General features: G+C 71.1%; 8 protein-coding genes and 1 pseudogene. 3 read left to right on the plus strand and 6 right to left on the minus strand.

All coding sequences use genetic code 11. The annotated features are described in order from the left end of the window. Positions 1-14: 14 nt before the first annotated feature. From ACIBNE_RS39335 to ACIBNE_RS39350, 4 genes and pseudogenes are all read right to left on the minus strand, one after another. Complete coding sequence (locus ACIBNE_RS39335; RefSeq protein ID WP_399280580.1) at positions 15-941, minus strand: SPFH domain-containing protein; 927 nt, start codon at positions 939-941, stop codon at positions 15-17. Between the two features lie 296 nt (positions 942-1,237). Further along, a complete protein-coding gene (locus tag ACIBNE_RS39340) occupies positions 1,238-3,073 on the minus strand; it encodes a CDP-glycerol glycerophosphotransferase family protein (protein WP_399280582.1) in 1,836 nt (611 codons plus the stop codon). 428 nt (positions 3,074-3,501) lie between these two features. After that, positions 3,502-5,520: a hypothetical protein gene (locus ACIBNE_RS39345; RefSeq protein WP_399280584.1), complete on the minus strand. Its 2,019-nt coding sequence runs from the start codon at positions 5,518-5,520 to the stop codon at positions 3,502-3,504. Between the two features lie 1,124 nt (positions 5,521-6,644). After that, positions 6,645-6,824, minus strand: a pseudogene (locus ACIBNE_RS39350) (DDE-type integrase/transposase/recombinase); the annotation flags it as partial. Positions 6,825-7,243: 419 nt separating this feature from the next. On the opposite strand from ACIBNE_RS39350, the gene ACIBNE_RS39355 reads away from it, so the two are divergent. The 3 genes from ACIBNE_RS39355 (at position 7,244) to ACIBNE_RS39365 (ending at position 10,044) form a co-directional block, all read left to right on the plus strand. Further along, the gene (locus tag ACIBNE_RS39355; RefSeq protein WP_399280586.1) at positions 7,244-7,453 is read left to right on the plus strand and encodes a hypothetical protein; all 210 of its coding nucleotides are present in this window, start codon (positions 7,244-7,246) and stop codon (positions 7,451-7,453) included. 597 nt (positions 7,454-8,050) lie between these two features. After that, positions 8,051-8,521 (plus strand): ricin-type beta-trefoil lectin domain protein, encoded by a 471-nt coding sequence (locus tag ACIBNE_RS39360; RefSeq protein WP_399280587.1) that lies wholly within the window; start codon positions 8,051-8,053, stop codon positions 8,519-8,521. Positions 8,522-8,724: 203 nt separating this feature from the next. Then, positions 8,725-10,044, plus strand: a complete 1,320-nt coding sequence (locus ACIBNE_RS39365) for a M20 family metallopeptidase (protein WP_399280589.1) — start codon at positions 8,725-8,727, stop codon at positions 10,042-10,044. Positions 10,045-10,270: 226 nt separating this feature from the next. Here the strand turns inward: ACIBNE_RS39365 and ACIBNE_RS39370 are convergent, their stop codons facing one another. Both ACIBNE_RS39370 and ACIBNE_RS39375 read right to left on the minus strand, forming a co-directional pair. Beyond that, the gene (locus ACIBNE_RS39370) at positions 10,271-10,738 is read right to left on the minus strand and encodes a hypothetical protein (protein ID WP_399280591.1); all 468 of its coding nucleotides are present in this window, start codon (positions 10,736-10,738) and stop codon (positions 10,271-10,273) included. Between the two features lie 315 nt (positions 10,739-11,053). Next, positions 11,054-12,301, minus strand: a complete 1,248-nt coding sequence (locus tag ACIBNE_RS39375) for a helix-turn-helix domain-containing protein (RefSeq protein ID WP_399280593.1) — start codon at positions 12,299-12,301, stop codon at positions 11,054-11,056. Between the last annotated feature and the right edge of the window lie 50 nt (positions 12,302-12,351).

Consider the following 12,351-nt stretch of genomic DNA (forward strand, 5'->3'; position numbering starts at 1 on the left):
GGAACGGCACGGGCTCAGTGCGCTTCGGCCGATCCGCCACGGGCGGTGTAGAAGGCCACGGTCAGTTCCTTGACCAGCGCCTTGCGGTCGTAGTCGTCCAGTTCGGCGATGCCCCGCTCGGCGAGCCGGTGGACCGTGTCGTCGACGGCATCGAGGACGGAGGCCAGGACGTACTCGCGGTGCCTGGCGTCGATGGCCGCGACCTGCCGCCTGTGCATCGCCTTCGCCACCTCGGGCGCGTACTCCAGGCGCACCAGGTGGGCGGCGAACACCTCAAGGCCGACCGGTCTGCACGCCCCCGCCAGGGTGGACAGCAGCGCGTCGCTGACCGCGTCCAGATCGCGCAGGCTCTCCGTGACGTCGTCGCCCGAGCGGGCGAAGGTGTCGGCGGGCAGCCGGGCGACGGTGCGCGCGACGGTGGCCTCGACCTGGGTGCGCAGGAAGTCTCGGTGGTCGTCGACGAGGAAGGCCACCCGCGCGGTGTCCTTGATCCGCCAGACGACCAGGACCACCGCGCACAGCCCCGTACCATCGGCGTCGGTCACCGCCATCGGGTCGCTGCGCCAGTGGTTGAGCCGCACCGTGACCGGGACCCGCCGCACGAACGGTGAAATCCACACGAGCCCCGTGCGGCGCACGGTCCCGAGGTACCTCCCGAAACGGACCAGTACCCGGGCCTCGCCCGCCTTGCTGCGGACGAGGCCGCTGAGGACGAAGGCCGCCAGGGCCAGCAGACCCGCGAGCACGGCGGACTCGGGCACCGTAAGGCTTCCGGGCGCGCCGCGCGGGGCGATGTCCTCGGGCAGCGGTACCACTCCCCTGGCCGCTACCAGCCACACTGCGCCCGCCAGGAGGGCGACGGTCACCGCGATGGCCCAGCCGCCCGCCCAGGAACGGCCCTTGCGCTCCACGAGTTCGGGGTCGAGCCGCTGCGGAATCACGCGTCGCGGCTGCGGAGCGGTGATTCCCCGCGTCGGCGCGGGCTCCTCCTCCGGCCCGGGGTGTGGACGCGCGGTCCCGGCTCCCGGCCGCTCGCCGGTGGCACCGGTGCCTCTGGTGCCTTCAGTGCCGTCGGAGCCCCCGGGGAGCAGGGCACGCGGTTGGTGTTTCATGATCTCCGATTCGCACGTCGCAGCCTCACGTTCCGTACGGACCAAACACGCGTTCGATCCATCTGGTTCTCAGTCTGCCCGGCGTGCACCCCACGACTGACCGCATGTCGGCCATCCCGCCCGACTTAAGTCGACTTCACGACAGCTGATCGGCGCGCGCGTCCCACTGGGGGCTCGGCACCTGTGCCCGAGCTGCCGACGAGCCGTGCGAGCTGCTGCCCGAAGCGGCCGGGGGACTCGGGGTCGCGGGGCCCGAGCAGGTACGTCCTGGCGGCGCCGCGCCGCTCACGCATGTCGTCCTCGGCCGTCCCGTGCAACACGTCCACCAGGTGGCGCACGCCCTCGGCCCCCGGGTCCAGGACGTAGGCACCGCGGGCGGCGGTGTGCCGTCTCCTGAACTCCTCGGCCCCCAGCCCGGCGGTGTCGACGATGGCGTACGGCTTGAGGGTGGCCACGAAGTCGGACACCACGCTGGAGACGTCGCCGATCAGCGCGTCAGCCCGGGCGAAGCACTCGTACAGGGGCGGCCCGTCGGCCCCGGTCCGTACGTGGGCGTGCGCATCGGATGCGGACCGCTGCACGTTGCCCTCCGCGAGCGCTCGCAGGATGCGTTCGTGGGCGGCGCGGGCCTGCGGGGAGCGGGTGCCGGTGAAGGGGTGGGGCTTGTAGAGGATCCGTACGGGTGGGTCGACCGCGAGCAGTTCGCGGACGATGTTCTCGCCCGCGTCGATCAGCGAGGTGTTGCCGGGCTCGTCGGTCCACCCCTCCCAGGTGGGCGCGTACAGCACGGTGGGCGGCGCGCTGTCACGCGCCTCGCGGGGCGCGCCGCCAGGCCCGCCACCGGGCTCCGAGTCCGTCAGCACGTCCAGTTGGGGACGTCCCACCTCGACGACGGCCTCGTCGCGCACGCCGATCGCGGCGCGCGCGTACCGGTCGCGGCCTGCGGGGCCACTGACCCACACCTCGTCGTACACCTTGCTGAACGGGTTGACGCTCGCGGCCTTGTCACTGTCGCCGTGGCCGACGAAAACGTGGCGCATCCCGGGCTCTCGCAGCAAGTGGATGTTCTTGCCGACGTTCGCCGGATAGAGGGCGGCGCGCACAGACGGCAGGTCCAGGTGCATCACGTCGACCGCGGACGGCACGCACAGCACGGGCAGTCCCGTCTCGTCGAGCCGCCGCAGCACGTGCGCCTCGCGGAGCAGGACCAGCGGACGGAAGCCGCTCTTCTCCAGCGTCGGAAGCCACATGTTGACCTGGTAGGCGGAGTGACGGGAGCCACTGAAGTAGAGGACCACGTCGGGACGGTAGCCGTCCGCCCAGGTCTGCGCCGCCGCCAGGTCCGCCCCGGCGGACCTGCGCCGCCGGGCCCGGACCGCCAGCCCGAGCACGCCCACCAGGTGCACGGTGACCAGCAGCAGGGCGCAGGCGAGCGCCGCGAGCACCCACAACGCCGATCCGGTCAGGGCAGCGACGAGGCTTCCGAGCCACACCAGGCACTCGTAGTGGAGCAGGCGCCGGGCGGGGCGTTCGGTCAGCAGGCGTACGACCCGCGCCGTCGGGGGCGGCGCGGCTTCGGGGACGTTCCTGGTGAGCACGCGCGGCCGGGTGCGCCGTCCGAGCACGCCCACGGAGCCCAGCAGCATCGCGGACCCGACGGCCAACAGGACGGCGAGCAGAGCGACGCCCCTGACCTTCGCCCGGTCTGTGCCGGGAAGTCCCACGAGGAGCGGGGCCAGCAGCACCAGCCGCACCGTGATCCGGGTGGCGACGCCCAGCCGCAGCCGTCCGAGCAAGCGCGTCAGGCCGGGCTCCGCGCGATGGATCCAGAGGTCGGCCGTACACGCGGCGAGTGCCGTCGCGACGAAGGCGCCCTGGTGCCCCGCCAGCGCGCAGCCGACCAGCAACGGCGCGGAGACGAGGAGCACGAAGACGGGGACCAGGGAACGCGCGCCGCGCAACCTGAGCGCCTTGCGCACGCGTCGCGCGAGTGGTCGCACGCGTCGCACGAGTGAGGGGAAAAAATCCGTGAGGGCCACAGCACTCCCGCCTGAACCGCCGTCGAGGTAAGGGCACAGGAAGGCCACGCCGCAGGACCTCGGCCGTGCGCGTCGAAGGGCTTGCTGACCCGGTGTGCCTCCCAACGTGACACGCACCGGTGGTCCCTGCGCGCCTCCAAAGGAGACTCCGTGTCTCCTTCCGGTGATCCCCGGGAGCGTCCCGGCGCCGGATGAGGTCGTCGGGGATCTCCGGGTCGAACTTCTTGATGTCGGTGTAGAGGTCGGGTCCGGGCTTGCCGGTGGACTTCCAGGTCTTGGCGATTTCGGCGGTGTTGTCGGTGGCGAAGAGGTCGTCCTTCAAGAACACCCCCTCGTCACCTCGCGGTCGCTCACGCTTGCCCCCAGCAGGGTCCGAGGTCCAGGTGGCCAAGGCCGGACCGGTGCAGGGCCTGGTCCACCAACCGGTTGCTGAACAGGCGCCGGGCCGACGGTTCCCCGTACCGGTCGATGTGGTCGACCACCACCCGGTGGTCGTGCATCCCGCGGGCACGCCAGTCGACGATCTGCTCGCGGGTCAGGTCTTCCAGCACGAGCTCCGGCTCTTGGCCGACGTCGTCGACCACCGCTTCGGGCGCGGCGATCACCGGCGGCCGGGTCAGCACGACCGGCTCGGTCGGCGCAGCCGCAACGGGCGGCAGCACGGCCGGGGCGGAGGCTTCCTCAAGGCGCACGGTGGGGGCTTCGGCGTCGGTGCGGGCCTGCGCGGCGGCCTTCCGGGCGCGGTAATGCGCCCACTCCCGCTGCTGTGCCCAGGCCCTGGCGGTCACGTCCTGGTGCAGCTGCCGCGCGGCAGCTGCCCGGCGCTCCGTCTCCGAGGCGCCGGGCAGCGCGGCGTCGACGGCGGCAGCGACCCTGCGACGCTGGACGCGGCGGTCGTCCTGGTGCTCCGCGCAGCGGGGGCAGGGCTGGCCGGAGTCCAGCAGGATCCGGTCGTCGCACCGTACGTCGCCGCACTGCGGGCGCTGCGGCAGCGCCCGGCCGATCAGCCAGCCCACCGGGTCCTGGATCCGGTCGCCCAGCCGCAGCTGCTCGTCCAGGCGCCGGACGAGGCGGGCCGTCAGGACCTGCTCCGCTTCCGCGGACCGCTCCCGGCGGCTGCGGCCGACGACCCCCCGCAGCGTGTCCAGCTCACGCCGGACGACAGCCTCCACCAGACGGCGCGCGGCGGGACGCTCCAGGCGCGCCCACACCAGGTCGACCGGCTCCAGGACGGCCCGCAGGTCCTCCGGCGGCAGCGGCACACTCCCCCGCTGCCGCCTGCCCTGACCCGCACCGCCCACGTCTCCTGCCCGGCCACCGGCCACCGGTGAACCGTTCGCCGCAACGACGGCTCCGCCTTCGACCGTCTGGTCCTCGCACGCGCACGCGCGGTCCGGCAGATCACCGGACCCACCACGGCCTTCGCCGGAAAAGCCACCAGAGAGAGCGGGGGAAGAGACGGGAGTAGCCAGGTGAGGGTGGTCAGTGTGAAGGGCTGCCGCAACGTCGGGCTCTGCAACTCCCGTTACATCGGTCACCCGCACTCTGCTGACCTGGTCTTCCGTCGCCGTCTCCGGCGCCTCACCAGGCACTGCCGCAATGTCGGGGTCTGAAAACTCGGGCCCCAGGGCCTCCGCACGGTCCTCCTGGACGTTGGCGGCGGCGGTGCGGCCGTGCGCGGCCGCGACCGCCGGGACCATCAACCGCGACCGGTTCACCAGTCCGGAGCCCGTTTTGAGCCGAATCCGCCGCACCAGCCCCCGGCCCTCCAGCCGCTCCAGGACCCGCTGCCCCGCCGATGCCGAACAGCCCAGCAGACGAGCCACCGTCACCGCCGCCCGGCCACGCTTGGTATCCACCGCTCCCCCGCACTGCCGCACCCGCCCGGACTCCCGCGCCTCCAGCACCAGCAGCAGCAGCGCGAGGCGATCTGTCGCCGCGCCCCGGCCGGTACGCGTACCGATCAGGCCGGCCGGAGTCACCGAGCCGTCCCGGTGCGTCCAGCCCGGCCCCATCACAGCCTCCAGCAGCCGCCACAAGGTGGCGTACTCCTTTTTCCCCAAGCTCAGTGGATGCCCAGCCATGTCCTGCGCCGCCCACAGCGGCAGTACCCGACACGTCAGGCCGATGCCCTGGCCGTACTCACCCTCCGCTGTCTCCACCGACACAACTCCCGAGCGACGCAGCCCCGGTACGACCTCCGAGGCGACGTACGACGCGGACAGCCCGAGCCACCGCCCCAACTCCGACGTGCGGATCTCCACCACCCCGGTCTCCGACGACGTCCGCGACACCAGCACCAACACCGCCAGACGCACCGCGTCCGACGCACCGTCCAGGCCCGCCGCGTCCAGGAGGGTGCGCACCACGCCCCCCAGACGGGCACGAGCGTCCCGGCGGAGCGACAACGGATGCCACGCAGTCCGCTTCAGGGCCGGCCCAGCCAGATCGGACAGCTCCGTACGAGGACGCGCGATCAGGAGGGCCGCTCCCCGCCCCTGGGCCGCGCGAGCAGGATCTGACTCGCGCGTCCTGATGCGGTGCGTCGAGGTGCTCATCGGCTCGCCGGACAGAAGAAGGAGGCGCCGCTGCCCGGGATTGCGGCCGGCTTATGGAGCACATCACCCGGACAGCGCCCCCAAAACGGGATCAAACGGACGCGGCTGGGGTAGAAAAGGCCATGACGATGCTGCACAATGACTCCTGTCGTTGAGGCATCGCCGAAACGGCACGACGAAGCCCCGCTAGGTGCTTCGTGGTTCTGGGAGAACCGAGTACGAGCGTCCGAACCGGCTGTGAACCGGCTCGGACAACCCCTTCGAGCGGGACTGCGAAACCCGCTCTGTGTCAGAAGAGGGGGCGCTCATCGCAAGGTGCGCTAACACCTCGCGGACGGAGCGCCCCGGCGGCTTCAGGCCCAGTTAGCGCCGCCTCAGCGATCTACGACGTGAGAGCCTCCTGCAGGCGAGGCGTGCCCGTAGCCAGAATCGGCTCGGAAGATTCAGAACCTGCGGGCAGCGAAATCCCGACGCAGGGGTTCAGGGGGACAACGGCAGCAGCACACCCGGCCGGAGCGACAGCTACGCGTCGCTGCGACGGCGAGGTGGTGTGTGACCACGTGCGGGTACGGGTACCCTGCATCACGTGTGCACCGCCTTTCTTGCACAAAGGTGGTCGCCAGGCCGGAGTCTTCTCCGGCCGAGCCCCCGCGACTTGCTCAAGGTCCTGGGGGTTTTCTCTTTCGGTACGGATCAATCCCACGACACCCTACTCCCCCGACGGCCTAAAGAATGACCATCTGTGACGACGTGTCGGCTGCTTCCCTGACGTCCTGTAAGTACCATCGACGAACCTGCTGGAAGGCGCGCGGCGTTCTCGGGCCTTGACCCCGGTTTTTGAACACGTCTATGCGGCTCAGGCCAGGGTATTCGCTACTGGCCTCGCGCTCGCTCGACCAGGTCTTCCGGCCTTTGTGTGTTTCCCTGTCGATGAAGAGTTCTCTCCGCATGCGGCCGGCGGTCGCCCACCCGGCCAGCCGGCGTGAGGCGAGGTCGATGACGGTCGTGAGGTAGAGCGGCTTCGAGTCTTTGACCGGCAGGTATGTGATGTCGCCGACGTATTTCGTGTTCACTGCGGTGACGGTGAAGTCTCGTCCGAGTGAATCCGGGGCCTTCGCCGCGGCCTGGTCCGCGACGGTGCTGCCGGGCCGGTTCGGTGACGATGTGACGGATCACCGGGCGGTCGCGGACTTCGCCGGGCGAGACACGGGCGGCGGCCGGCGGGGAGCTTGCGGCCTGTTCCGCCTTGCCCCGGTGCCACCAGGCCCGACCGAGGTCGGTGTGCATCCTCGCCCGGCGCTCGGCCGTCCTGAACCGGGCGGGGTGGAGGGTGCGGCCCGCTTCGAGGGCTGCGCCCGCGTCTCCCAGGGCCCAGTGGACGCCGACGCTGTAGAGGGTGACGGCGGCGGGGTGATGGGGAACAGCCGTCCCCCGGGAGGCTGGTCGGGGAGCGTCCGGGGTGCGGTGTGCTGTCCGCGTGGCCCGTCGGCGGGGCGGGCCCCGTGAGAGCGGGAGGACGGCATGGCAGCAGTTCTTGAACCCGTCGGGACCGGGGACCGCGCGCGGCAAGTGGCTGGAGGGACGGGAGAAGGAACTGACCGTCCTGCGGTGGCAGTACGGCCCTGAGACCTGGGCCGGCCTGCTGAAGAGCCAGGGGTTCGTCGGCATCGAGGCGTCCGTCCTGCCCGCACCCGAGCCGGGCAGACTCGGCACACTGATGGTGCGGGCCCGGAGCCTCGCGTAAGCGCCCGCGACAGGTCCGCGGACACGGGTGGCGGCCGGATGCGGCAGTGGGCGGGCCGCTTTACCGGATCCGGCTTGATATCGATTTCCCTGCCGGGTCACGGTGAGTGGAAATGATATTCGCGGAACGTTTCGGCATGATCTGGTCACACGGCGGGCCGTGAAGCGTTTCCGTGCGTGCCTTTATCCGTGTTTTCAGGCCGTTAGATCGCTCGGGGTGCGTCTCGCCTGGCTGCCTGCGTTTTTTCGTTGACGGAGTTGACGCAAGGGGCGGCCTGGCGGACTGGTACCGCGTCTTCGGCGGGAGCGGCGACTCCTTGGCCTGCGCTGCGGTTCAGCGTGCTGGACAGCAGTTTTCCGGTCATTCCCCGCGAAGGGAAGCGCGGTGTGCGCCGGTCGCGCTCGCACGAGGAAAGGCGCCGTTTTGATTTTATCTGATTATCCTTACATTCCCTCGTCCGGAGGAATGCTTGATGCTCTTTAACTGCCTTTTCCTGGATCCTGGTATCACTTTTCATGAGCTCGAACCCGAGCGGAACCATCCCTTTTCCGGCCGGGCCGAAATATCTCCCGGCCGCGTCGAGAACGGAATCCGCGCATGCGAATCAATCTCCGCAAGACCCTCGCTCTCACCGCGCTCGCGACGACGGCCTCCCTCCTTCCCGCCGGCCAGGCAGGAGCCGCTGCCACCGCACCGCAGGCCCCCGCCCTGTACTGCCTCGCCAACGCCTGGGAGACCCCGAACGTCTCCACCAAGCCCTGCGACACCGCCGACCGCGGCCAGCACTGGACGGTATCGGGCCACCAGATCGCCCTCACCAACGCCCGCGCCTACTGTCTGGCCAACACCTGGAACACCGCAACGGTCTCGGTCAAGCCCTGCAACCCCAGCGACCAGGGCCAGTACTGGAACATCACCAACCAGAAGATCTCCCTCTCCTACGCCCCGGCCTACTGCCTCGCCAACACCTGGAACACCCCCAACATCTCCACCAAGCCCTGCGACGGCGCCGACCGCGGACAGAACTGGGTCGTCTTCAACGACCAGATCAGCCTCGCCCTCGCCTGACCCGCACCGCTGCGCCCCGGCCCGCCTGCACGGCAGCCGGGGCGCAGCGGTGTCGGGCTGTAGGGGTGATACGGAGTCGCTTCTGCCAGTTCCCTTTCTGGCGGGGGCAGTTGGGTTCGGGGAGGGCTCTTGATTGACTGGGGCGAGCTTCACGTGGGCCGGTGTTTCAGCTGCGCCCTCGGAACTACTGCCCTGGGGAAAGAATGACCCGTCCGAACAAGCCCGCTCTCAACCGTCGCGCCCTGCTCGGCGGGACCGCCGCGGCCGGTGTCGGTGTCGTCGTGCCCTCCGGGACCGCCGCCGCAGCAGCAGAGGGCGTGGGCCAGCGGCGCGGGTCCCTCGACCAGGGTGCGATCGACGCCGTCGTCCGGCGTGTCGAGGGCGGCCTCGTGGAACTGCGGCGCGACCTGCACGCCCATCCGGAGACGGCGAAGAGCGAGACCTCCGAGGGCGAGGTCGCCACGTCCCGGATCGTCGCGCACCTGCTGCGCGCCGCCGGGCTCGAAGTGACCACCGGGGTCGGCGGCTTCGGCGTCGTCGGCGTGCTGAAGGGCGCGCGGCCCGGACGTACCGTCGCCTACCGCGCCGACATGGACGCCGTACCGGCGGAGGGGATCTTCCCCGAGGCCACCCGGCCCGCCCACGCCTGCGGGCATGACGTCCACACCGCCGTCGGCGTCGGCGTCGCGCAGACCCTCGCGCGGTTGCGGCACCTCCTCAGCGGTACCGTCGTCTTCCTCTTCCAGCCGGGTGAGGAGGCCCTCCAGGGGGCCCGCGCGATGATCGACGCCGGTGTGCTGGAGAAGTTCGCGCCCCAGGAGATCCACGCCCTGCACTGCGGGCCCTTCCCCGTGGGGCAGCTCGCCGTGACCCCCGGCAGCGGGCTGCCAGGACAGGACGGGACCGTCATCGAGGTGAACGGCGCCGACGCGCTCGCGCGGGCCGGGCGGCTCGCCGCCGACATCACCGCACTCAGCACCGTCGCGCCCCCGGAGACGTCCGCCGATCTGGAGAAGATGGTCGCTGACGTACAGATCGAGGACGGGCCGCTGGCCAGGTTCGTCACCGTCTCGGCCCAGGCGGCGAAGGCCGAGGACACGGGGCAGGTCACGGTCTCCGTGTGGTACCGCTGCTGGCCCGAGGAGCGGTACGTCGAGGTACGCGAGGCCGTTCGGGGGCTGGTCAAGAGGTACGAGGGTGCCGTGGTCGACTTCGACCGGGCGCCGTTCCCCGCCATGGTCTGCCCGGAGCGCGACGCACGCGCTCTGGGGCGGCACCTGCGCCGTGTCCTCGGCCCGGACGGCGTGACCGTCATGCACGCCGCCTTCCCGTTCAACGGCGAGGACTACGCGCTGTTCCTGGACCGGATCCCGGGCACGTACTCCTTCCTCGGCGTACGGCGGCCGGGCGCCGACATCACCGAGGGCGTCCCGCACTTCAGTGCCTTCGACCCCGACACCAGGGCCATCGGCATCGGCGTCCGCGCGATGGCGGGGTGGCTCGCCGCGCGGGCGAAGGCCTGACCGCCAGGTCGCACTCCGCGTCCGTACGCGTCCACCCCTCCCCGTACGGGCGGCATGCTGTGCCGGGCGGGTGAAGGGGTGTTCGCCGTGCGTGCGACGAGCGGCCGGTTCGGGAACGGAAGCCGGGACGCCGTGCGGGGACGCCGTGTTCGGGCCGCCCTGTTCGGGCTGCGCTGTTCGGGCCGCGCTGTTCGTGCTGCCGCGCGGCCCTCTCCCGCTCGCGGCCTCAGGCCTTGAGGCGCGCCATGAGCGCGCGCATGTCTCTGATCATCAAGGGCTTGAGCTCCTCGGAGGAGTGCGCGCCATCAGCGACCACGCTCGTGGAGAACTCCGCGCCTCCGTCCAGGGCCATGACGATCAGCACAGACACGTTCCCGGTGTCGACGGTCCCGAAGTAGGCACGTTCACCGAGGCCCTCGATGGGTGTCTTCACGGTCTTGGGGCCGCTGTTGGTCTCGACGGCTTCCCCGTTCGCCTCGAATTCCGGGCGCGGGTCGGTCGACTTGTGCAGCTTGAGCCGCACCGTCAGGGCGCCGCTGCGGTCTCCGGCGGGGCCCTTCCAGGTGACGGAGTCGTTGCACTCCGCCACGTCGAGAGCCCGATGGCGGTGCTCGCCGTGGGTGGCGTCGTCCCCGCGGTCGTAGACCTTGCTCAGGCTGGTCAACTCCGCGTCCGCGCAGAGGTTGTCACTCATCCGGTAGCGCAGCTCCGGGGCGCCGGAGGCGCCGCCCGTCAGCAGGAACGCTCCACCACAGCCAGGGCTTGCCGTGCCGGGGCGGCACGGTCGCGCCCGGGGCGACTACCTGGGCGGGTATGCCCTCTGATCTTTGGTTTTCCTGTGGTGCAGTCTGCACGGCGGTGAACTTACGCCATCGGTCAGGCCCGGTCCGGGCCGGGCGCCGCAGAGGCACCGGCACCGGCACCGGCATCGGTCCTTGTCCTGGTGCTGGCGCTGGCGCTGGGGCTGGCGCCAGGGTGGTCATGGCTGGTCGGCCGGGCTGCGGCCGCTTCAGTGGTCGTGCCTCCAGGCGGCCATGAGCTGTGCGACGTGGTGCTCCAGGTAGGCGCCGTGGGCACCGGCCGCGGCGAGCGCTCTTCGTACGAGTTGTTCCTGTACGGCGGCGGCCGCGTCCTGGTCCCGCTGATTCCGGTGGCGGGCGGATTCGGCGGCGAGGCGCTGTTCTGCCGCGCGGCGGGCGGCTCGGGCTTCCTGTTCGTCCTGCCGCTCGGCGGCGCGGCGTTCGCGGCAGGCCGGGCACGCCTTGCCGGTGTCCAGGAGGCGGCCGTCCTCGCAGGCCGGGTCGGGGCATTCCTGGGCCAGGAGGAGTTCGGCGACGTAGCCGACCGGGCGCCTGATGGGGTCCTCGCCCCGGTAGCCGTAGGCGGCGCGCTCGGGGCCGCGCGCCTGGTACCAGCGGCGGTTGATCCGCGCCACGAGATGGGCGGGGGTGCGCGGCGGGATCCGGTACGCGCCCGGCTGCCGGGAGTCGGGGACACCGGTGAGCACGTCGCAGATCGCCCGGACCAGGGTCGGCGCCAGGGGGCGCCCCGGGGACGGCTGGACTTCCGGGGGCAGCGCGGCGGCGACCTCCTCGAAGCCCGCGGGCTTCGTGCGGGGCGTGGTCCGTACGCGCTTGGTCGCAGGGCGCTGCCTCGCGGCGTCCGTGTTCGCGGCGCTCGTGGCCTTCTTGTTCTTCGCGCCCGCGGCCCCCGTGTTCTTCGCGCGCGCGTAACCACCCGCGGTTGGCCTACGGCCGTCACCCGGGGCGTCTGACGGTTGGAGTGATGGGTCACTGATGGTTAAGGGGTCAATCTGACCTGTGGGTGGGGTCAGATTGACCCCGAGGTCGGGCTCAACCTGACCCATCAGCAGGTCAGCGGCTAATTCACTGGTCACTGAGCCCGCATACGGCGGGTCCGGTTCGAAGCTGATCCGGTTCACGAGGTTGTCGTTGTAGATGCGCGGGGCGCGCTTCATCGCCTCCAGGAGGGGCAGGTTCAGCCGGGTCAGGTTGGTGATCGGCTCTCCGCGCGCGTCGATGCGCCGTACGGACTTGATGATCTTGTTCTTGGTGAGGCGGGCGCGGGCACGCTTCACGGTGGAGGCGGAGACGCCGCAATCGTCGGCGACGCGCTCGATGCCGGGCCAGCAGTAGCCGTACGCGTCGGCGTAGTTCGCGTAGGCGAGGAGCACGAGGCGGTCCGAGCCGGGGATGCCGCCGGCGGCGAAGACCGCGTTCACGGCCTGGATGCTCACCGTGTTCTCCGTCTGCACGGCAGAACGGGCAGGGTGGCGATCATGGGCGG

The organism is Streptomyces sp. NPDC050504 (genome assembly GCF_044458065.1).
In the GTDB taxonomy this organism is placed as follows: Bacteria; Actinomycetota; Actinomycetes; order Streptomycetales; family Streptomycetaceae; genus Streptomyces.

Coding starts and splice junctions, on each gene's coding strand:
- ACIBNE_RS39365 (WP_399280589.1), top strand. CDS start 8,725: ATGACCCGTCCGAACAAGCCCGCTCTCAACCGTCGCGCCCTGCTCGGC.
- ACIBNE_RS39360 (WP_399280587.1), top strand. CDS start 8,051: ATGCGAATCAATCTCCGCAAGACCCTCGCTCTCACCGCGCTCGCGACG.
- ACIBNE_RS39370 (WP_399280591.1), bottom strand. CDS start 10,738: ATGAGTGACAACCTCTGCGCGGACGCGGAGTTGACCAGCCTGAGCAAG.